Source organism: Janthinobacterium silvisoli (genome assembly GCF_014200725.1).
Classification (GTDB): Bacteria; Pseudomonadota; Gammaproteobacteria; order Burkholderiales; family Burkholderiaceae_D; genus Janthinobacterium.
In genome coordinates this window covers 22,547-42,979 of sequence record NZ_JACHCL010000007.1, presented here as the reverse complement: position 1 = coordinate 42,979, position 20,433 = coordinate 22,547, and the positions used below count along the sequence as shown (strand labels likewise).

19 protein-coding genes are annotated in these 20,433 nt (G+C 60.0%); 4 read left to right on the top strand and 15 right to left on the bottom strand.

Features of this window, described 5'->3' with window-relative positions:
- Positions 1-103 precede the first annotated feature (103 nt).
- The 6 genes from astB to HDE75_RS23075 form a co-directional block, all read right to left on the bottom strand.
- Complete coding sequence (astB, locus tag HDE75_RS23100; protein WP_183681520.1) at positions 104-1,444, bottom strand: N-succinylarginine dihydrolase; 1,341 nt, start codon at positions 1,442-1,444, stop codon at positions 104-106.
- 29 nt (positions 1,445-1,473) lie between these two features.
- Entirely contained in the window at positions 1,474-2,955 is a 1,482-nt protein-coding gene (gene astD / locus HDE75_RS23095; RefSeq protein ID WP_183681523.1) for a succinylglutamate-semialdehyde dehydrogenase, read from the bottom strand.
- Positions 2,948-3,991 (bottom strand): arginine N-succinyltransferase, encoded by a 1,044-nt coding sequence (astA, locus tag HDE75_RS23090; protein ID WP_183681526.1) that lies wholly within the window; start codon positions 3,989-3,991, stop codon positions 2,948-2,950. The genes astD and astA overlap by 8 nt, the downstream gene beginning before the upstream one ends.
- Before the next feature lie 12 nt (positions 3,992-4,003).
- A complete protein-coding gene (locus tag HDE75_RS23085; RefSeq protein WP_183681529.1) occupies positions 4,004-5,035 on the bottom strand; it encodes an arginine N-succinyltransferase in 1,032 nt (343 codons plus the stop codon).
- A 100-nt stretch (positions 5,036-5,135) separates the two neighbouring features.
- Positions 5,136-6,377 (bottom strand): acetylornithine/succinylornithine family transaminase, encoded by a 1,242-nt coding sequence (astC, locus tag HDE75_RS23080; protein ID WP_183681532.1) that lies wholly within the window; start codon positions 6,375-6,377, stop codon positions 5,136-5,138.
- A 128-nt stretch (positions 6,378-6,505) separates the two neighbouring features.
- Positions 6,506-7,450 carry a GlxA family transcriptional regulator gene (locus tag HDE75_RS23075; RefSeq protein ID WP_183681535.1) on the bottom strand — a complete coding sequence of 315 codons (945 nt, stop codon included), beginning with the start codon at positions 7,448-7,450 and terminating at the stop codon, positions 6,506-6,508.
- Positions 7,451-7,647: 197 nt separating this feature from the next.
- Between HDE75_RS23075 and HDE75_RS23070 the strand changes: the two genes are divergently transcribed.
- The 3 genes from HDE75_RS23070 to HDE75_RS23060 all read left to right on the top strand — a co-directional run bounded on the left by HDE75_RS23070 (position 7,648) and on the right by HDE75_RS23060 (position 9,381).
- Positions 7,648-8,037: a MarR family winged helix-turn-helix transcriptional regulator gene (locus tag HDE75_RS23070; protein WP_260174313.1), complete on the top strand. Its 390-nt coding sequence runs from the start codon at positions 7,648-7,650 to the stop codon at positions 8,035-8,037.
- A gap of 47 nt (positions 8,038-8,084) precedes the next feature.
- Positions 8,085-8,369 carry a hypothetical protein gene (locus tag HDE75_RS23065; protein WP_183681541.1) on the top strand — a complete coding sequence of 95 codons (285 nt, stop codon included), beginning with the start codon at positions 8,085-8,087 and terminating at the stop codon, positions 8,367-8,369.
- Between the two features lie 163 nt (positions 8,370-8,532).
- Positions 8,533-9,381, top strand: coding sequence for an HDOD domain-containing protein (locus tag HDE75_RS23060; RefSeq protein ID WP_183681544.1), 849 nt, complete (start codon positions 8,533-8,535; stop codon positions 9,379-9,381).
- Here HDE75_RS23060 and HDE75_RS23055 read toward each other — a convergent pair.
- The 8 genes from HDE75_RS23055 to queA all read right to left on the bottom strand — a co-directional run bounded on the left by HDE75_RS23055 (position 9,378) and on the right by queA (position 16,788).
- On the bottom strand, positions 9,378-9,548 hold the full coding sequence (locus HDE75_RS23055) for a hypothetical protein (RefSeq protein ID WP_183681547.1): 171 nt from the start codon (positions 9,546-9,548) through the stop codon (positions 9,378-9,380). The two genes, HDE75_RS23060 and HDE75_RS23055, sit on opposite strands and share 4 nt — an antisense overlap.
- A gap of 201 nt (positions 9,549-9,749) precedes the next feature.
- Positions 9,750-9,974: a glutathione binding-like protein gene (locus HDE75_RS26855; protein ID WP_311735158.1), complete on the bottom strand. Its 225-nt coding sequence runs from the start codon at positions 9,972-9,974 to the stop codon at positions 9,750-9,752.
- A gap of 62 nt (positions 9,975-10,036) precedes the next feature.
- On the bottom strand, positions 10,037-10,744 hold the full coding sequence (locus tag HDE75_RS23045) for a helix-turn-helix transcriptional regulator (RefSeq protein WP_183681549.1): 708 nt from the start codon (positions 10,742-10,744) through the stop codon (positions 10,037-10,039).
- Between the two features lie 215 nt (positions 10,745-10,959).
- Positions 10,960-11,982, bottom strand: a complete 1,023-nt coding sequence (gene secF, locus HDE75_RS23040) for a protein translocase subunit SecF (RefSeq protein WP_183681552.1) — start codon at positions 11,980-11,982, stop codon at positions 10,960-10,962.
- Between the two features lie 89 nt (positions 11,983-12,071).
- Positions 12,072-13,940: a protein translocase subunit SecD gene (gene secD, locus HDE75_RS23035; RefSeq protein WP_183681556.1), complete on the bottom strand. Its 1,869-nt coding sequence runs from the start codon at positions 13,938-13,940 to the stop codon at positions 12,072-12,074.
- A gap of 107 nt (positions 13,941-14,047) precedes the next feature.
- Positions 14,048-14,380 (bottom strand): preprotein translocase subunit YajC, encoded by a 333-nt coding sequence (gene yajC / locus HDE75_RS23030; RefSeq protein ID WP_183681559.1) that lies wholly within the window; start codon positions 14,378-14,380, stop codon positions 14,048-14,050.
- A 180-nt stretch (positions 14,381-14,560) separates the two neighbouring features.
- On the bottom strand, positions 14,561-15,700 hold the full coding sequence (tgt, locus tag HDE75_RS23025; RefSeq protein WP_183681562.1) for a tRNA guanosine(34) transglycosylase Tgt: 1,140 nt from the start codon (positions 15,698-15,700) through the stop codon (positions 14,561-14,563).
- Positions 15,701-15,726: 26 nt separating this feature from the next.
- Positions 15,727-16,788 (bottom strand): tRNA preQ1(34) S-adenosylmethionine ribosyltransferase-isomerase QueA, encoded by a 1,062-nt coding sequence (gene queA, locus HDE75_RS23020; protein WP_183681565.1) that lies wholly within the window; start codon positions 16,786-16,788, stop codon positions 15,727-15,729.
- Between the two features lie 178 nt (positions 16,789-16,966).
- Between queA and recG the strand changes: the two genes are divergently transcribed.
- The gene (recG, locus tag HDE75_RS23015) at positions 16,967-19,081 is read left to right on the top strand and encodes an ATP-dependent DNA helicase RecG (protein WP_183681568.1); all 2,115 of its coding nucleotides are present in this window, start codon (positions 16,967-16,969) and stop codon (positions 19,079-19,081) included.
- Between the two features lie 135 nt (positions 19,082-19,216).
- Here the strand turns inward: recG and HDE75_RS23010 are convergent, their stop codons facing one another.
- Entirely contained in the window at positions 19,217-20,431 is a 1,215-nt protein-coding gene (locus HDE75_RS23010) for an MFS transporter (RefSeq protein WP_183681571.1), read from the bottom strand.
- Between the last annotated feature and the right edge of the window lie 2 nt (positions 20,432-20,433).

Below are 20,433 nucleotides of genomic sequence, written 5' to 3'. Positions count from 1 at the left end.
TTGTGGCTGGGCGGCAGCGCTGTTAAGAGACGGGGGTCGCCCGTCCAATTCTGTCTGTGCTACGAATAGTCTGTCCCTGATTTCTTCTGTTTTTTTCTATCGCCTACAAATCATACAATCCCGGTAAGTTGAGGATGATCGTCAATTCTTCAAGCGCCGCATGCACTTCCAGCGCCAGTTGTGGATCGGCCAGGTCGCTCGGTTCCAGGTGATCGCGGTAATGCTGCTCGACCCAGGCCACCAGGCGATGGTACAGCGTTTCCGTCATGATCACGCCCTGGTGCATGGCGCGCGCTTCTGTTTCCGTCAGCGCCACACGCAGGCGCAGGCACGCTGGGCCACCGCCATTGCGCATGCTCTGGCGCAGATCAAAATGGATCAATTCATCGACCGGCCCGCCGCTGGCCACCAGGCCGTCCAGATAACGCGAGACAGCCTTGTTTTCCTGGCATTCCTGCGGAATCACCAGCGCCATCTTGCCATCGTCCTTGGTCAACAGCTGGCTGTTGAACAGATAACTGCTGACGGCGTCCGCGATCGGCACCTGGCCCGTGTCCACGCGCAGCGCCTGCAGTTCGGCGCCAGTGGCCGCCACGGCGCGGTGCAGCTGCGACAGGCTGGCTTCTTCATCGGCAAACGCCTGCTCATGGTAGAACAGCACATTGCCATTGCCGACGGCGATCACGTCGTTATGGAATACGCCCTGGTCGATCACGTCGGGATTTTGCTGCACGTAGACGGTACGCTTCGTATCAAGGCCATGCAAACGCGCCACGGCTTGCGATGCTTCCAGGGTCTGGCGGGCAGGATAGCGTTTCGGCGACGGCGCCGACGGGTCGAACTCCACGCGGCCATACACAAACAGTTCCACCGATGGCGCGCCGTGGGACGCGCCAAGGCGCGTATGGTTGGCCGCGCCTTCGTCGCCAAAGGCAGGCGTCGATGGCAGCGCATCGTGCACGGCAAAGTGCTGTTCGTCCTTGAAAATGGCGCGCAGGCTGCGGGCCGATTGTCCGTGCTCGAACGCGCGGTGCAATTTGTTATTCAGGTTGGCGGCCGTAAAATGCACGCGGCCATCCTGCGTGTCGGCCGACGGGCTGACGGTGGCGGCGTTGGCGGTCCACATGGGCGAAGCGGAATACGCGCACGCCAGGATCACCGGCGACTCCTTGTAGGCACGCGCCAGCACTTCGGCGTCGCTACCCGTGAAACCGATACTGCGCAGCAGGCGGAAATTGGGCCGGTCCTGCGGCGGCAGCAAGGCTTGCGCAAAACCGCGCGCAGCCAGCGCGCGCATCTTGGCCAGGCCCTGCAAGGCGGCCTGCTTCGGATTCGAAGCGCTTTTCACATTGCTGAACGAGGCCACGTTGCCGAACGAGAGTCCCGCATAGTTATGCGATGGGCCGACCAGGCCGTCAAAGTTGTATTCGCGCGTGCTGTGCATGGGTATTCCTTATCAACCTAACTTAAAGCTTAAAAATTCAGGCCGGGCGACAGCTTGGCCGGCATTTCCAGTGCGCCGTTCTCGATCGAAGCGACCGGGTAAGCGCAGTAATCGGCCGCGTAATAGGCGCTCGGACGGTGGTTGCCCGACTTGCCGATACCGCCAAATGGCGCCGTGCTGGCCGCGCCCGTGGTTGGGCGGTTCCAGTTGATGATGCCGGCGCGGGCGCGTACCTGGAAGGTTTGCCACAGGGCGGGATCATCGGACAGCAAGGCAGCCGCCAGGCCAAATTCGGTGGCGTTCGCCACTGTCAATGCAGTCTTGAAATCGGCCACGCGTATCACTTGCAGCAAGGGGCCAAACCACTCTTCGTCAGGGATGCCGGCGGCGTTGGTCACGTCGACGATGCCAGCCGTGACAAAACCCGCCTGCGGATTCAACTGGCGCATAGTCAGCAAACTGACGCCGCCCTTGGCCACCATATCGGCTTGCGCCTGCACCAGGCGCGCAGCCACGGCGCTTGACACCACAGGGCCCATGAACGGCTGCGGCTGGGCGTCGGAAGCGCCGATGCCCAGCTTGCCCGCTACTTCCACCAGGCGCGCCACAAAGGCGGCGCCGGCTGCATTGTCTTGTACTACCAGGCGGCGCGCGCAGGTGCAACGCTGGCCGGCTGAAACGAAAGCGGAAAAGATCGCGTGGTGCACGGCGGCGTCCACGTCCTTGATATCCCACACGACCAGCGCATTATTGCCGCCCATTTCCAGCGCCAGCATCTTGCCCGGCTGGCCGCCGAACTGACGGTGCAGGCTGACGCCCGTCTGGCAAGAACCGGTAAACAGCACGCCGTCCAGCAAAGGCTGCGCGCCCAGGGCTACGCCCGTGTCGCGCCCGCCGTTGACGAGGTTGATTACGCCATTCGGCAGACCGGCCTGCTGCCACAGCTGTACCGTTTTCACGGCGCTGCGCGGCGCATATTCGCTGGGCTTGAAGACAACGGTATTACCGGCGATCAGGGCTGGCACGATATGGCCATTGGGCAGGTGGCCGGGGAAGTTATACGGACCGAACACGCCGAACACGCCATGCGGGCGGTGGCGCAGCACGGCGTCGCCATCGGCGATCTTGCTTTGCGTGACACCAGTGCGCGCGTTGTACGACTGCACCGAGATATCGATCTTGTTGGCCATGGTAGCCACTTCCGTGCGCGATTCCCACAGCGGTTTGCCCACTTCTTCCGAGATCAGCAGCGCCAGTTCTTCGGCATGTTCCTTCAGCAGGTCGCGAAAGCGCACGCAGATGGCGATGCGCTCCTCCACCGGCGTGTCGGCCCAGCCTTCAAACGCGGCGCGGGCAGCCTGGCAAGCCTGTTCCACCTGCGCTGGTGTCGCTTCCAGGCTGGCCCAGGTCTGCTTGCCATTCGATGGGTCGATGGTGACCAGTTCGCGGCCGCTGCCTGGCAGCCAGGCGCCGTTGATGAAGTTCGATTGCGTGCTATTGAGATCAGGCATGGGGATTCTTCCTCGGGTTGAGTGACAAGGTGCGCACGGTGTCGCCATGGTGGCAACGCAGCAGCTGCAGTTCATCGTCGGACAAGGTCAGCTTGCCGCCGTGCGGATACGCGTTCGTGACGATCATGCGGAAATCCTGTAAATCGGTATTCGATACCAGATAGGGTTCGGCTTCAGCATCATCAGACAGCGCTACAGCGTCAGTCAGCACGGCAGGCATGCTGTCGCGCATGGCACGCAATTCCGACACGCGCGCCTGCAGCACGGGACCGGCGTCGAAAATATCGACATAGCCTTCGAAGTGCAAGCCTTCCTGTTCCAGCAGACGGCGCGCCGGCGCCGTACTCAGATGGACCTTGCCGATCACTTCCTGCGCTTCGTCGGGCAGGTAGGCAACGTACATGGGCTGGCGCGGCATCAGTTCGGCGATGAAGGATTTTTTGCCCAGGCTGGTCAAGTCATCGACGTGGTGGAAATCCATCTTGAAGAAGTGGCGGCCCAGGCCTTCATAAAACGGCGAGCTGCCGTCCGGCGCCTGGTAGCCGCGCATTTCCGCAATCAGCTTTTCCGTGAACAGCTGCGGGAACTGGGCGATGAACAGGAAGCGGCTTTTCGACAGCAGCTTGCCGTTGTTGCCGCTGCGGTAGTCCGGGTGCAAAAACAGCGAACACAGTTCGGTGCTGCCCGTCAGGTCATTCGACAGGTACAGCGTTTCCATGCGCGTAAACACGTCGAGCTCACGGCTGGAATGCACCAGGGTGCCGATACGGTAGTTATAAAACGGCTCTTCCAGGCCGACCGCGCCCTTGATGGCGCACACGCCAGCCAGGCGGCCCGTGTCGGTGTCTTCCATCACGAACATATAGTCGCGCTGGGGCACAGGGATGGTTTCGGCGAACGAGGCGCAGGCGATTTCCAGGCGGTCGCCCAGCATTTTCATGTCTGGCTTGAGGGTGGTCATGCCGGTGCCGACCTGGCTGGCCAGGTCGTACAGGGCATTGAGGTCATTGGCGTTGATGGCGCGTACTACTAGCATAAGATGTCTCCCTTAGATGCGTACGCAAATGACGCTGTCGCCGGCGGACACCGCCAGCGCTTCGAGCAATTCGGCCGGCAAGCCGACCGTGTCCTGCGCTTCGAGCGCATCGCACGTAAACGTCACGGCGCGGAAATTGCGCTCGGCGCCGGAAGCGATCGCATAGTTCACTTTCAAGCCCGTGCGGCTGGGCGCAGCGCCCAGCACGGCGCGGCGCGTGAGCGAACCGGTAAACGAACGCAGTGAATTCTTGTGGGCCTGCAAAATAGGACCGCCATCGAAAATATCGATATAGTCGTCCGCTTCAAAGCCTTCTTCTGTCAGCAAATTGAAGGCCAGTTCGCCGCTCGGGTGGATCTGGCCCATGGCTGCTTGCGCGTCGCCCGGCAGCAGCGGCACATACACGGGGTAATGCGGCATCAGTTCGACGATCAGGGTGCGGTTGCGCGCCCCGCCGATGACTTTTTCGGCATCGAGGAAATCCATCTGGAAGAACTTGCGGCCCAGCGCATCCCAGAATGGTGACTGGCCATCGCTATCCGTGATGCCGGCCAGCGGCACGAAAAAGCGGTCGCCGAAGCGGTGCGGCGCCAGGACGGCAAACAGCAGCCGCGCGCGCGACAGCAAGGCCGCTTCCAGGCCTGCCTGGTCCATATTGCGCACGAAGAAACCGGACAGCTGCGAGTACGCCGTCAACTCGGAACACAGTGTCAGCGCATGTACGCTGTGGCTGATATTGAGGTCGCGCGAGACTTGCTGGATAACGTCGTTGCGGAAGGAAAAATAGGTGCCGTTCGAACCGGCCGAGGCAAAGATGGCGGCCGTGCCGGCAATGCTCTTGTCGAGCAGGGATTCAAGCACGAAGAGATACGACTCTTCGCTGGGGATGTCGACGTGGGCGGCAAACGAGGCGATGGAGCGCTCGACGGAGGCGGCGATTTTCTCGCGCGTCTTCGGCAGGGTATGGACACCCGGCATGGTTACCGCGGCCAGCGCTTCAAGGGCTGCGATATCCGCAATTTCTACCGGACGGACAACATACATGGATACTCCTTCAATGCAGATGATACTGAGGCAAAACCAAGACGGCCCGCAGCCAGGTAACTCAGGCTGCGGGCCGGTGTTATCACTTGAGGATCAGGGCTTACGCCTTGATCAGGCTTTCCACGGCGGCGCGCAGCAGGCGGCCCGCTTCAGCGATCTGTTCGTCCGAGACGATCAGGGCTGGCGCCAGGCGCACCACGTCCATGCCGGCGATCAGCACCATCAAGCCTTGCAGTTCAGCGGCTTTCTGGATGTCTTTCGCGCGGCCTTTATAGGTATCGCTGACAACCAGGCCCAGCAGCAAACCACTGCCACGCACGGCCGAGAACACTTGCGGGTAGTCCGTGATCAAGCCTTGCAGCATGGCGATGGTGGCCACGCTGGCTTCCTTGACGCGGGCCAAAAAGGCTGGCGTGTTGATCGTTTCCAGCACTTTCAGGGCTACGGTAGCGGCCAGCGGGTTACCGCCATAGGTGGTGCCGTGGGTGCCGACGGCCAGGGTTTGCGCCAGGGTTTCGGTGGTCAGCATGGCGCCGATAGGATAACCATTGCCCAGGGCCTTGGCAGCCGTCAGGATGTCTGGCGTGACGCCATAACCCATGTAGGCGAACAGGGCGCCGGTGCGGCCCATGCCGCACTGGACTTCGTCAAAAATCAGCAGGGCGCCGGTCTTGTCGCACAGGGCGCGCAGCTCTTTGAGGAATTCTGGATTGCCAGGCACCACGCCGCCTTCGCCTTGTACTGGCTCGACGATCACCGCGCAGACGTCGTCACCGATGGCGGCGCGCGCTGCTTCGATATCGTTGTAGGCGATGTGATTGATTTCTTGCGGCAGCGGCTCGAAGCCTTCCGTGTACTTGGCCTGGCCGCCAACGGACACCGTGAACAGGGTGCGGCCGTGGAAGGAGCTGAAGCACGAGATGATGCGCGATTTATGCGCGCCAAACTTGGTGTGCGCATATTTGCGCGCCAGTTTCAGGGCTGCTTCATTGGCTTCCGCGCCGGAATTGCAGAAAAACGCGCGGTCGGCGAAGGTCGCTTCCGTCAGCGCTTGCGCCAGGCGCAGCACTGGCTCATTGGTGTAGCCGTTGCCCAAATGCCACAGCGAGTTGATTTGCTTGGTCAAGGCATCGACCAGCACCGGATTGCAGTGGCCCAGGCTGGTCACGGCGATACCGGAAGTGAAATCGAGGTAATGCTTGCCGGCCTGGTCCCACAGGTCCAGGCCAGCGGCACGCACCGGCACCATGGCGGCGGGAGCGTAGGTAGGCACCAGGAACTGGTCAAAGGTTTCCCGGGTGACTGGGCGCGCGGTTACGGTCGAATCAAGCTTGGCATTCATAGCATTTCCCCATCAGTATGTTAGGTACTCCCGCAGCTACGACAGCTACGCGTGTACGGCATTATAAAAAGCGGGATGCTAAAACTCTTTTGAATCTGCGACAAGGATTTTCACAATTGATCACGGCTTCACATGGGCGGCATCAGCTTTCTTTGCCGCTCCTCGCGCGGCGTATTGCCAAACAAGGTGCCAAAGGCCGTGGAAAAGTGCGATCCCGACGAGAAACCGCACATCAGTCCCACTTGCACGATGGAATAATGTGTATCGAGCAATAATTGACGCGAACGCTGCAGCCGCAGCTCCAGGTAGTAGCGCGACGGCAGGCTGCCCAGGTATTGCTTGAACAGCCGCTCCAGCTGGCGCCGCGACAAGCCCACCAGACTGGCGATGTCGTCCGTCGACAAGGGCTCTTCAATATTGGCTTCCATCAAGGTCACCGCTTCCGACAATTTCGGCTGCAGCAGGCCGAAACGCGCTTGCAAGGCTACGCGTTGGCGCTCTTCCTTGCCGCGCACCTTGTCCACGCACAAGGCTTCCTTGATCAGCGCCTGCACGTCGGCGCCAAACACGGTCTCGATCAGGGTCAGGGCAAAGTCGATGCTGGCCGCGCCACCGCAGCAGGTGATATGGGGGCCATCGATATCGAACAGATGCGGTGTCAAGATGGCCCGTTCGGCCTTGGCTTCCGCGTCGGCGTACAAGGCCCAGGGCAAGGCGATCCGCACGCCATCCATCACGCCCGCGTCGGCCAGCCACAGCACGGCCGCGCCCACGCCGCCCCAGAACGGCGCCGAACGGCAGCGTTCGATCACGGCCCGGCATAGTTCAGGACGCAAGGGCGTTTCCGTTTCATCGGCCACCAGCAGCGCGATATGCCAGTTGCCGCCCTGCCCGGCTACCTGCTCCGGCGTGCGGATATCGAGTTGCAGCGCGTCCGGCCCCAACGCACGTGCGCACAGGCGCAGCGGCTGCACCAGACCCGCCCAGGTGATCGATTCGGCATCGCCGGCATGGATCAGCAACAGTCGCAAAGGTTTGTCGAGGCCGATACGGGCAAGGTTAGCGAAGGACATCGGCAGGGGCAGGTCGGGGCAATGGCTAGGGTCCGGCTATGATACTCGGGTTCGCACCATTTTGGACCACGGAGTTCTTGATTGCCATACCCGTCATACGCGCGGCCGGGTGTCCCGGAAAAAAACGGGGCGGAAGGATATAATCATGGCCTATGGGTGAACGATATTTAAAAAGTATCCGGCTGCTGGCCGAATGCATGCAAGACTTCGAACGCTTTGCGAGCGACTTCGTGCGCGGGTATGGCTTGACGCATGCACAATTCGATATCATCGCCACGCTGGGCAACACCAGCGGCATGTCCTTCAAGGAACTGGGCCAGAAAACCCTGATCACCAAGGGCACGCTGACGGGTGTGGTCGACCGGCTCGAGCAAAAGGGATTAGTCGTCAGGAAGCGCTGTACGCGCGACAAGCGCTTATACTTCGTGCGCCTGAGCTGCGAGGGTGAAAGCCTGTTTAACGAGGTCTTCCCCAAGCTGACCAAGCAAGGTCAGGGTTTATTTACCGGCTACACAGAAGACGACTTTGTCCGCCTGGAAACAACCCTGGCGGGACTGAAACATGCTATCGCCAATAGCCGTAGCTGACAACGTATCAAACAGACTCAGATTCAAACAAGACAAAGGAAACCAAGTTGAAAACCACCCTGCTCGACGGCAAAAAACCGGCACATTTCGATAAACACATCATCGGCAACCTCTTGCTCAACGCCAGCACGCCGGAACTGGTACGCCAGGAAAAACTGATCATCGGCGTGCGCAATGAAGATGGCGAAATCTACCGCCTGATCGGTGCAACCAAACACAACAGCTTCATGAACGCCGTCGAAGAACTGTTCGACCTGGGCCTGACGGATGAGCTTGAAGGCAGCGACGAACTGGTCGAAGGCTGCGACGCAATCTTCAGCGAAGCTAACTAAATAGCAACAAAAATAGTAATACTGCAAAAATGGGCATCCCGTGCTGAGCGCGGCATGCCCATTTTTTCGTTAACGGGGCAGTTACTGCCTGCGGACAGGCTGTTTGCGAAAAGATCACATTTAAAAAGTTCTGTGAAGAAATATTGCGAGTATAATTTTTTCAATGAACAGACTCGACGCCTTTACAAGCATCGCCGCACAAGCTGCTCGTGGCGAGCTGACCTTCCCTGCCAATGTGGATGCCTCGCTGAAATTACAGCAGGCGCTGGCCGATCCCGATTGCCATATCGAGGCGGCAGCCAAGCTGGTGCAGGCCGACCCGCTGCTGGCCGCGCGTACGGTGGCGATCGCCAATTCGGTGGCGTTCAACCGTTCGGGCAATGAAATCACCAGCGTGCGCAATGCCGTGCAGCGCCTCGGCGTGCGCACCTTGCAATCGGTGGTGGCCTCGCTGATCGTGCGCCAGCTGGGCAGCACCATCAGCGACCCGCTGCTGCAGGCCAAGGCCAACCAGTTGTGGGAGCATACGGCCCACGTGGCGGCGCTGTCGCAAGTGATCGCGCGCCGTGTGACCAAAGTCGACCCGGATACGGCGCTGTTTGCCGGCATCGTGCATGAAGTGGGCGGCTTTTATCTGCTGTCGCGCGCAGCCGAGTTTCCCGGCATTCTGGACGGCGACCCGCATGACTGGGTCGAACACGGCGAACAAGCGATCGGCCATGGCGTGCTGACCAAATTGAAAGTGCCGGAAGCCGTGATGCAGGCCATCACCTCGCTATGGGAAGGCTTGCGCGCGATTCCCCCCGAATCGCTGGGCGACACCCTGCTGCTGGCCAACGACCTGGCGCCGGTCGCCTCCCCCCTCAATGAAAGCCCGGCCGCCATCGCCGTGCGGGCCGCCCGCGCCGCCCGTAGCATCGATTGCGTGATCGGCGACGACGCCACCTTGTCGAGTATCCTGGCCGAGTCGGACGACGAGGTGCAATCGCTGCTCAAAGTGCTGATGCACTAATCTGGCTTTAGCTCATCCTTGGACGGTACTGGCGCTGGTACCGGCTTGACTGTCTCCACGATCAGCACATGCTTGTCCACCGCCTTGGTCCGCTGCTGTTGCTGGACGACTTGCGTGGCGATAGCGCGGGTACTCAACAGCGGTTTGGGGTGGCGTGGCGTGAACATGGCATTCCGGCTTGAATGAAGGTGCGATCCACATGTGGCGCACTTATCAAACTTTCAAGCCTATAAGCTCCGATTTGAAGACAAAAAAAACCCGCTCGAAAGCGGGTAAAGTCCAAAGCTAGGGATGTCCTGAAAGAGACAGCCCTATCTTATGCGCGCCAAACGGCCGTCTCCGTGCGTTGGCACACTTAGCGCATACATTCATGCTGGAATCGGGGTCGCTTTCGTTGCTTGCCAGGCCAGCAGATGCTGGTACTGCGCCAGCGGCAAGTTGAGGCGCTCGCTGTACATCAACGGCGCGGCCACGCCAAAATCAGCCAGGCTCAAGCTATCGCCGCACAGCCATTCACGCCCCGCCAGGTAAGCGTCGGGGACTGTTGCGCAGATATGGCAGACATGCGGTGGTGATACAAAGGCATGACGCACACACCGGTCTGTGTAGAAAAGGCCATTGTAGAATCTGGGACTGACAGTTTTTGTCAGTCACTTCAATCCTCCGGCTTAATGTCATATTTATCACGCCAAACCTTCAAGAGCGCATGGCGGCGCGTGGGATAACGCTCGCAGCTGTCCACGCTGGCCACACTGGCAATACGGTCGATGCGGAAGTGGCGGTAGTCGCCGCGTAATTCGCACCAGGCAGCTAGCAAGCGCTTGCCTTCAAAATACGCCAGGGCAAATGGCCACACGGTGCGCTCGGTGGCTGCACCGTGCTCATCGGCATAGCCGAGGGTGATTTTCTGCTCGTGGCGGATGGCTTCGCGGACCGGCTGCACAAAGCGGTCGGCCACCTCGCTGCCATCGGCGGGCCGGCCCAGCGGCACCCACAAGCTGGTGCCCGCCATGCTGTCGCGCAAATCGCTGGGTGAAGCGGCGGCGATCTTGGCCAGCGCATTATTGGCGGCCTGCGCCAGCCCCGCATCGCCCTGGCGCCGCACCCAACGGGCGCCCAGTACCAAGGCTTCGAGTTCGTCGGCGCCAAACATCAGCGGCGGCAGGAAAGCTCCCCGGCGCAGCACATAACCGATGCCCGCCTCGCCCTGCAGCGGCGCGCCCAATTCGGCCAGGGTCTGGATATCGCGGTAAATGGTGCGCTCCGATACGCCCAGTTGCTGCGCCAGCGCGGCAGCCGTCACCGGCACGCGTTTGCCGCGCATGGCATCCATCAGCAGAAATAAACGGCCGCTACGGCTCATGAAACGCTCGCTTCCTGATTACTTACAACACCTAAAAAATCGTAGCGAGCGGAAGGCAGAGGTGGCTGAGAAGCGGAGCCGTACGAAGTACGGGCCCGCCGAGGCGGTGAGCATCGCAGGCCGCCTATCCCGACGCGCAGTAGATTTTGTTAGGTGTTCTGAATAAAAAATGCCGCCCGGCTTGCGCGGGGCGGCATCGCTATGGCCTCGAGCGCTTAGACTACGGCGCCGTCGGTTTCATCTTTTTCCTTGACCGGCTTGATCAAGTCTTCGCGCTTCACACCCAGCCACATGGCGATGGCAGCAGCGACGAACACCGACGAGTAAATACCGAAGCAGATACCGATCGTCAGCGCCACGGCGAAATAATGCAGGGTCTGGCCGCCGAAGAACAGCATCGACAGCACCATCATCTGGGTACAGCCGTGGGTAATGATGGTACGCGAAATGGTGCTGGTGATCGCGTTATCGATCACTTCATGCACGGTTGCCTTGCGCTGCTTGCGGAAGTTTTCACGGATACGGTCAAAAATAACCACCGATTCGTTGACCGAGTAACCGAGCACGGCCAGGATCGCCGCCAGCACCGTCAGCGAGAATTCCCACTGGAAGTAGGCGAAGAAGCCCAGGATGATGACCACGTCATGCAAGTTGGCGAAAATGGCGGAGACTGCGTATTTCCACTCGAAGCGGATGGCCAGGTAAATCATCACGCCGATGATCACCATCACCAGTGCGTTCAAGCCGTTTTGCGCCAGTTCCTCGCCCACTTGCGGGCCGACGAATTCCACTTTCTGCAGGTCGACCGATTCATTGCCGGCCGCATCCAGACAAGCGTTCTTGACGACGTGCTCGCCTTTGTCGGTCACCGTATCGATACCCTTGGTGGTGCCGTTTTCAGCCTTGCACAGGGCGTCGAAGACGCGCAGCGAGGTGTTGGCGGCGCTGACGTCTTTTTCTACCGGCAGGCGTATCATCACGTCGCGCGCCGTATCGAAGCTGGTCACGCCCGGCTCTTCGTAGCCCATGCCGATCAGGGTGTTACGGATGCCTTCGAGGTTGGCCGCTTTCGGGTACTTGACCTCCATCACGGTGCCGCCCTTAAATTCCACGGACAGGTGCAAGCCCTTGTGCACCAGGAAGAATACGGCGGCAACAAAGGTAAGGGCCGAAATCACGTTGAAAATCAACGCATGGCGCATGAAGGGAATATCTTTTTTGATCCGGAAAAATTCCATGAAATCCTCTGTATTCTGTTCTGTGCGTCCGGTGGCTGTGCCACCGGACGCTATCGCTTTGACGCTATTGAGTGAGTCTGGCTGGTGGCTTACTTGCCGGTGATGCCAGGCACCCAGACCGTGCCGATCGACAGCGTGGTCAGCTTTTTCTTGCGGCCATACCAGAGGTTGACCACGCCGCGCGACACGAAGACGGCGGAGAACATCGAGGTCAGGATACCCAGGCAGTGCACCACGGCAAAGCCGCGCACCGGACCGCTACCGAAGGCCAGCAAGGCTACGCCGACGATCAGGGTAGTCACGTTCGAATCCAGAATCGTGGCCCAGGCGCGGTCGAAACCGGCCGAAATGGCGGCCTGCGGCGTACTGCCGGCACGCAGCTCTTCGCGGATACGTTCGTTAATCAGCACGTTGGCGTCAATCGCCATACCGAGCGCCAGCGCAATCGCGGCGATACCTGGCAAGGTCAGGGTCACCTGGATCATCGACAGCAAGGCGATCAGCAGCAACAGGTTGCAAGCCAGGGCCAGCACGCTGAAGGCGCCGAACATCATGTAGTAGATGATCATGAACACAGCGATCGCGAGGAAGCCGTACATGGTCGAATGCAAGCCCTTGGCGATGTTTTCAGCGCCCAGTTGCGGTCCGATGGTGCGTTCTTCGATGACCGTCATCGGTGCCGACAGCGCGCCCGAACGCAGCAGCAGCGCCAGTTCATTGGCGTTTTCAGCGCCGCCCATGCCGGTGATCTGGAAGCGCGAACCGAGTTCTTGCTGAATGGTCGCGACCGACAGGACTTCAGGCTTGCCTTTTTCGAACAGCACGATGGCCATGCGTTTGCCCACGCGTTCGCGGGTCGCTTCACGCATCTTGCGGCCGCCGTCGCCGTTCAGGTCAATCGATACGGCCGCTTGCTGGTTCTGGTCGAAGCTGGCCGTAGCGCTGGAAATATAGTCGCCCGTCAGGATCACGTCTTTCGACAGCACCACAGGGACGCCCTTGCCGACGGTGAACAATTCCGAGTTGAACGGGATCGCGCTCGACAGTTCGGTACCAGGCACGATGGTTTCATCGACCAGGCGTACTTCCAGCGTAGCCGTGCGGCCGATAATGGCTTTGGCGCGGGCCACATCTTGCACGCCAGGCAATTGCACCACGATGCGGTCCGCACCTTGCTGCTGGATCAACGGTTCGGCCACGCCCAGTTCGTTAACGCGCTTGGACAAGGTCGAGATATTTTGTTTCACACCTTCGTCGAGCGTCGATTTCAGGGCGGCCGGTTTCAGGCTGACGATCAGTTTCAAGTCGCTGCCATCGCCTGCGTCGGCAAATACCAGGTCTTGCATCTGGTCGGACAGCAGGTTTTTGGCTTTCAGACGCGTATCGGCGTCGCGGAAGCTGATTTCAATATTGTCGCCCACGCGTGCAATGCCGGCGTGACGGATATTCTTGTCACGCAACAGGCTGCGCGCGCCGGACTGGATGCCTTGTACTTTTTTGGTCAATACAGCTTTGCTGTCGACCTGCATCAGGAAATGCACGCCACCACGCAAGTCCAGGCCCAGGAACATCGGCAAGGCATGCAGTTTTTGCATCCATTTCGGGGTATTGGCTTGCAAGTTGACCGTGACCACATAGGTCGGATCGCTAGGATCTGTATTCAGATCTTTTTCCAATACCGATTTGGCCTTGAACTGGGTATCGGGATCGGCGAAGCGCACACGCACCGAAGCGAGGTTGCCAACGCCGTCGAAGGTTGCACCTTCCGAGTTGACATTCTCTTTCGTCAATATTTGCTCGACTTGCGCCGTCAGATCGCTCGTCACTTTGACAGTCGACTTGGCACTGGTCACTTGCAGTGCCGGTGATTCACCGAAATAATTGGGTGCCGTGTACAGTGCGCCCAGGAACAAGGCGACGGCAATGATGATGTATTTCCAGGCAGGGTAGCGATTCATATTGATTCAGCGTTCAGTGTTGAGCGTCGGAGGCGTCGCGTAGGGCGGCGGATGGCCGCCCTGGTCAGTCATTACGATAGCAATGGAAACGTAAGGACAGCGAAGAATTACAGTGCCTTCAGGGTACCTTTTGGCAACAAAGTGGTGATCGAGCTTTTTTGCACCAGAACTTCGGTGCCGCTGGCCACTTCGATGGTGACATAGGTGTCGACGACCTTGACAACACGGCCCAGCAAGCCGCCGGCGGTCACGACTTCGTCACCCTTGGCCAGCGCGTCCATCATTGCCCTTTGCTCTTTGGCGCGTTTTTGCTGTGGGCGGATCATCAGGAAATACATGACCACGAACATCAATACCAGCGGCAGGAAGCTGGTCAGGTTGCCGCCGAGGCCCAGGGCTTCGGTAGGGGCTTGCGCGTAAGCGTTGGAAATGAATAACACGGTGACTCCAGTTCTAATCAGTTTGAAAAATAGCGCTGTATTCTAGCATTGGCTTATTACGCCATACCCTTATTTGCAGGCATGGCAGCTTTAAATGGGGCTAAAAATGCATTATGCAATGCTTTCTCGCCCTCACCAAGCGTCAACTTGATACTAAATTATCATTGCCTTGCTATTAACTCAGGCGCCACGGGCCCGTTCCGCATGGAATTGCAGGGTAAATGCATGGAAACGGTCTTCATCGAGCGCTTCACGCATCTGACGCATCAAGTCCAGGTAGTAATGCAGATTATGGATAGTATTCAAGCGCGCACCGAGAATTTCCTTGGAGCGGTGCAAGTGATGCAGGTAAGCACGCGAGAAATTGCGGCAGGCGTAGCAACTGCAGGTTTCATCGAGCGGCGCCTGGTCTTCCTTGTATTTGGCATTCTTGATCTTGATGTCGCCAAAGCGGGTAAACAGCCAGCCATTACGGGCATTGCGGGTCGGCATCACGCAATCGAACATGTCGATGCCGTTCGAAACTCCGGCCACCAGGTCTTCCGGCGTGCCCACGCCCATCAGATAATGGGGCTTGTTGGCAGGCAGGCGCGGACCGACGTGGGCCAGCATGCGCATCATGTCTTCCTTCGGCTCGCCAACGGACAGGCCGCCGATGGCCAGGCCAGGGAAATCAATCTCTTCCAGCTTGGCCAGCGATTCGTCGCGCAGCATTTCATACATGCCGCCCTGCACGATGCCGAACAGCGCATTCGGATTTTCACCACGGTGGAATTCATCTTTCGAGCGCTGCGCCCAGCGCAGGGACATGCGCATCGATTTCGCCGCTTCTTCGATGGTGGCCGGACGGCCTTGAATCTCATACGGCGTGCATTCGTCGAATTGCATGACGATGTCGGAATTCAAGACGCGCTGCACCTGCATCGATACTTCTGGCGACAAGAACAGTTTATCGCCATTGATCGGCGAATTGAAATACACGCCCTCTTCCGTGATCTTGCGCATGGCGCCCAGCGAAAACACCTGGAAACCACCGGAATCGGTCAGAATCGGCTTGTTCCAGCCCATGAAACCATGCAAGCCGCCGAATTTCTCCATGACGGTGTTGCCTGGACGCAACCAAAGGTGAAAAGTGTTGCCAAGAATAATCTGCGCATCGATCTCATTGAGTTCCAGCGGCGACATGGCTTTGACGGAGCCGTAAGTGCCCACTGGCATGAAGATCGGCGTCTGCACGACGCCATGGTTCAATTTCAAGGTGCCACGGCGTGCATTGGTCAGGCCGCTCGTGTCAGTCTTGAGTAGGGTAAATTCGAGCATGCGGTTTCTTTCTTATTTTGTCGGGTTCAAGCGATAGAGTTTAAATTCAGCGGAAACGGGAGCGGAGAACGCGATTGCGTGGTCAGCAGCATCGCATCGCCATAACTGAAGAAACGGTAGTTTTGTGCGATCGCATGCGCGTAGGCGCTGCGGATCGGCTCGTAGCCTGCAAAGGCCGACACCAGCATCAGCAGGGTCGATTTCGGCAAATGGAAGTTGGTGATCAGGCGCGTGACGGTTTTAAACGCGTAGCCAGGCGTGATGAACAGGGCCGTATCGGCGCTGCCAGCCACCAGTTGCCCCGTTTGCGAAGCCGATTCCAGCGCGCGCAGGCTGGTGGTACCGACTGCCACCACGTCGCGGTCTGCCAGTTGCGCGGCACGTACGGCGTCCACGGTTTCCTGCGGCAGGGTGTACCACTCGGTATGCATCTTGTGTTCGCTGAGCACTTCGGTGCGCACGGGCTGGAAGGTGCCGGCGCCCACGTGCAGGGTCACATAGGCGAAATTGACGCCCTTGGCCTTCAGCTGGTCGAGCAGGGCCTGGTCGAAATGCAGGCCGGCCGTCGGCGCAGCCACGGCGCCCGGCACTTTATTGAACACCGTCTGGTAACGCGTTTCATCGAATTCATCCGCATCGTGCTCGATATACGGCGGCAGCGGCAAACGGCCATGCGCCTCGATCAGTTCAAACACATCGGCATCGAAGTGCAGGGTAAAAAATTCGCCGGCGCGCTGGCCTACCGTCACATCGAAGGCGTCGGCCAGGCGGATGCGGCAGCCCGGTGGCGGCGATTTCGAGGCGCGCACCTGGGCCAGCACAGTGCGGTCATCGAGCACGCGCTCGACCAGCGCCTCGATCTTGCCGCCGCTTTCCTTGACGCCAAAGAAACGCGCCTTGAGCACGCGGGTGTTGTTCATCACCAGCAGGTCGCCCGCCTGTAGCAGGCCGACGATGTCGGCAAACTGGCGGTCCACCAGGGTCTCGCCGTCCAGATGCAAGAGGCGCGACGCACTGCGTTCGGCCAACGGAGTTTGCGCAATGTTTTCTTGCGGCAAATTGAAATCGAAATCGGAGAGCGAATACATGCGTTTTGCTTCAAAAAGTACGTGAAAATGATTAGAAATGCGCAACTGACCATCTGGCACTATACTGTGTGCCTATACAGGCATTACAATAATCAGCCGCAAGATCATCTGATCGCGGTACGCCAGGGATGTGCCGGACAACCCTCTATTTTACGCTAGCGGCGCCAAAACCTTGCATATGCCCGATTCTAAGTCCGATCCTAAGCCCGACCTTCCCCCCGCAGCCAAGCCCGCCGCCAAGCCGAAAGCCGCCAAAAAGGTGGTCACTACGGAAAGCCGGCTGGCAAAACTGGGCTTGCGCACCGATATGGACCTGGTGCTGCACTTGCCGATGCGCTATGAAGACGAGACCAAGGTTTACACCATACGCGACGCCTGCCAGCACGGCGGCGAATCGTGGCAGGTCGAAGGCGTGGTCACCAAGTGCGAAGTCAATTTCAAGCCGCGCAAGCAATTGCTGGTAACCATCGCCGATGAAACGGGCAATCTGCTGCTGCGTTTCATGAATTTTTATGGCAGCCAGGTCAAGCAACTGGCCGAAGGCACGCGTGTGCGGGCCAGGGCCGAACTCAAACATGGCTTCTTTGGCGCAGAAATGGTGCACCCGACCTACAAGGTCGTCAACGAGGGAGCACCGCTGCCGACCGCCCTGACGCCCGTGTACCCGTCGGGCGAAGGCTTGTCGCAGCACGTCTTGCGGCGCGAGATCGCCGACGCCATGCGCCGCATCGACTGGCAAGATACTTTACCGGACCAGTTGCTGCGCGAGATGCAGCTGTCGCCCTTCCAGGCCGCCGTGCGCCTGCTGCACTATCCGCCGCAAGCTATCGATGAAAGCGCACTGATGGACCGCTCGCACCCGGCCTGGGTACGCATGAAGTTCGATGAACTGCTGGCCCAGCAACTGTCGCTGAAACGCGCCCAGCGCGCGCGCCGCTCGAAAGGGGCGGCCGCCCTACCCGTGATCGGCGCCCTGTCGCAAACGTTCCAGGCAGCCTTGCCGTTCAAGCTGACGGGTGCACAGGCACGCGTGCTCGATGAAATCCGCGCCGACCTGCGCCAGCCCTACCCGATGCAGCGGCTGCTGCAGGGCGATGTCGGCAGCGGCAAGACGGTGGTGGCGGCCCTGTCGGCCACGCAAGCGATCGACAGCGGCTTTCAGGCCGCGCTGATGGCGCCCACCGAAATCCTGGCAGAACAGCATTTCCGCAAGATCGCCGCCTGGATGGAACCCTTGGGCGTGAAAGTAGCCTGGCTGACGGGCAGCCTGAAGAAAAAGGAAAAGACGGCGGCGCTGGCCCTGATCGAATCGGGCGAAGCGCAGCTGGTGATCGGCACGCATGCGCTGATCCAGGATAACGTACAGTTCGCCAAACTGGGCCTGGTGATCGTCGACGAGCAGCACCGCTTCGGCGTGGGCCAGCGCCTGACCCTGCGCAACAAGGGCGACAGCGCGGCCGTGCCGCACCAGCTGATGATGTCGGCCACGCCGATCCCGCGCACCCTGGCCATGACCTATTACGCCGATCTGGAAGTGTCGGTGATCGACGAGCTGCCGCCCGGCCGCAGCCCGATTGTCACGCGCGCCATCGACCAGAACCGGCGCGACGAAGTGATCGCCCGCGTGTATGCGGCCGCGCTGGAAGGCAGGCAAGTGTACTGGGTTTGCCCGCTGATCGAAGAATCGGAAGCGCTGCAGCTGCAAACGGCGACCGACACCTACATGATGCTGGCCGAAGCCCTGCCCGCGCTGCAGGTGGGCCTGGTGCACGGCCGGCTGAAACCGGCGGAAAAACAGGAAGTGATGGACGCCTTCATCGCTGGCCACTTGCACGTGCTGGTGGCCACCACCGTGATCGAGGTGGGCGTGGACGTACCCAATGCCTCGCTGATGGTGATCGAACACGCCGAGCGTTTCGGCTTGTCGCAGCTGCACCAGCTGCGCGGGCGCGTGGGCCGCGGTTCGGCGGCCAGCGTCTGTTTGCTGCTATACCAGGGACCACTGGGCGGCGTGGCGCGCCAGCGTTTGATGACCATGCGAGAAACCACGGACGGCTTTGAAATCGCCCGCCGCGACCTGGAAATCCGCGGCCCCGGCGAATTTCTCGGCGCGCGCCAGTCCGGCCAGGCCATGCTGCGCTTCGCCGACCTGGAAACAGACCAATGGCTGGTCGACCAGGCGCGCGACGTGGCCCACGACCTGCTGCACGACAGCTCGCCCGCCAGCGCCGCCGTGGTGGAAACGCATCTGGCGCGCTGGCTGGGCAACAAGGAAGAGTTTTTGAAGGTCTGAACGACCCGCCTTACATGCACAGCCACAGCCGGTTCGCCAGGTCGAACATGAAGTCCGGCCGCAGATACGCCATGAAAATCACGGCCAGCAGTACAGCGCCAATCACACGCCATAACCAGACGCGCCTGCTTGCCATTATGCAGCCACCGCGCCGCGCTTGACGGCTCGTTCATCGATGGGCAGATTGATCAGCGCGGCCAGGAGACCCAGGCCGATGGTGATCATCCAGACCACGTGGTAGCTACCTTGCTGTTCATACAGATACCCGCCCAGCCAGGCGCCCAGGAAGCTGCCCACCTGGTGCGAAAAGAACACCAAGCCAGCCAGCATCGACAGGTGTTTCACGCCGAAGATGCCGGCGATGATGCCATTCGTCAGCGGCACGGTCGACAGCCACAACAACCCCATGCCGGCAGCGAACAGGTACACCGACCACGCTGACACGGGCGCCAGCAGGAAGAGCGCAATGATGGCAGCACGGATCACGTAAATGGCCGACAGCAGATGGCGCTTGGCGATTTTCCCACCGAGCTTGCCCGCATAGTAGGAACCGATAATATTGAACAAGCCGATCAGCGCCAGCGCGGTAACGGCGATATTCGGATTGATCAAACCCTGGTCCTTCAGGTAGGCGGGCAAGTGCACGCCGATGAACACCAGCTGGAAACCACAGACGAAATACCCGGTCAGCAGCAGCCAGAACGAGCGGTTGCCGACCGCTTCGCCAAATGCAGATGCGACGCTTTGCTGCGGCCCGGCGCCATGCGTGACGGGTGGCTCACGCAAATAAAACGCCATCGGCACCATCGCCAGCACCACCAGCGCGGCCAGCACGTAAAACGCGGATTGCCAGCCCACTGCAGCAATCAGCTGCTGTTCGACCGGCATCATCAGGAACTGGCCGAAGGAGCCGGCCGCCGAGGAAATGCCGAAAGCCCAGGAGCGCTGCTCGGGCGGCGCGCTACGGCCGACGATGCCGCTGATGGCGCCAAACGCCGTGCACGCCAGGGCCAGGCCGATGAAGACGCCCGAACCGATGATGAACAAGGTGGGCTGGGTCACGAGCGCCATCCACAACAAACCCGCCATATAGCTGAAGGCGCCGAAAATGACGATGCGCATGGTGCCGTAGCGGTCGGCGGCCATGCCGGCAAACGGGCCGAATACACCCCACATCAGGTTTTGCATGGCAAGCGCCAGCGAATAGGTTTCGCGCGTCCAGCCATGGGCTAAAGAAATCGGCTGCATCCAGAAGCCCAGGCCATGGCGCACGCCCATGGCGAGTGTCAGCACGACGCCGCTGGCGATTAACACTGTTTTCAGGCTGGGACGGCTAGAGAGTGTGGTCATCA

Excerpts from the sequence above, each read along its gene's own strand:
- astB (WP_183681520.1), bottom strand. The coding sequence starts at position 1,444 with ATGCACAGCACGCGCGAATACAACTTTGACGGCCTGGTCGGCCCATCG.
- astD (WP_183681523.1), bottom strand. The coding sequence starts at position 2,955 with ATGCCTGATCTCAATAGCACGCAATCGAACTTCATCAACGGCGCCTGG.
- astA (WP_183681526.1), bottom strand. The coding sequence starts at position 3,991 with ATGCTAGTAGTACGCGCCATCAACGCCAATGACCTCAATGCCCTGTAC.
- HDE75_RS23085 (WP_183681529.1), bottom strand. The coding sequence starts at position 5,035 with ATGTATGTTGTCCGTCCGGTAGAAATTGCGGATATCGCAGCCCTTGAA.
- astC (WP_183681532.1), bottom strand. The coding sequence starts at position 6,377 with ATGAATGCCAAGCTTGATTCGACCGTAACCGCGCGCCCAGTCACCCGG.
- HDE75_RS23075 (WP_183681535.1), bottom strand. The coding sequence starts at position 7,450 with ATGTCCTTCGCTAACCTTGCCCGTATCGGCCTCGACAAACCTTTGCGA.
- HDE75_RS23070 (WP_260174313.1), top strand. The coding sequence starts at position 7,648 with ATGCAAGACTTCGAACGCTTTGCGAGCGACTTCGTGCGCGGGTATGGC.
- HDE75_RS23060 (WP_183681544.1), top strand. The coding sequence starts at position 8,533 with ATGAACAGACTCGACGCCTTTACAAGCATCGCCGCACAAGCTGCTCGT.
- HDE75_RS23055 (WP_183681547.1), bottom strand. The coding sequence starts at position 9,548 with ATGTTCACGCCACGCCACCCCAAACCGCTGTTGAGTACCCGCGCTATC.
- HDE75_RS23045 (WP_183681549.1), bottom strand. The coding sequence starts at position 10,744 with ATGAGCCGTAGCGGCCGTTTATTTCTGCTGATGGATGCCATGCGCGGC.
- secF (WP_183681552.1), bottom strand. The coding sequence starts at position 11,982 with ATGGAATTTTTCCGGATCAAAAAAGATATTCCCTTCATGCGCCATGCG.
- secD (WP_183681556.1), bottom strand. The coding sequence starts at position 13,940 with ATGAATCGCTACCCTGCCTGGAAATACATCATCATTGCCGTCGCCTTG.
- tgt (WP_183681562.1), bottom strand. The coding sequence starts at position 15,700 with ATGCTCGAATTTACCCTACTCAAGACTGACACGAGCGGCCTGACCAAT.
- queA (WP_183681565.1), bottom strand. The coding sequence starts at position 16,788 with ATGTATTCGCTCTCCGATTTCGATTTCAATTTGCCGCAAGAAAACATT.
- recG (WP_183681568.1), top strand. The coding sequence starts at position 16,967 with ATGCCCGATTCTAAGTCCGATCCTAAGCCCGACCTTCCCCCCGCAGCC.
- HDE75_RS23010 (WP_183681571.1), bottom strand. The coding sequence starts at position 20,431 with ATGACCACACTCTCTAGCCGTCCCAGCCTGAAAACAGTGTTAATCGCC.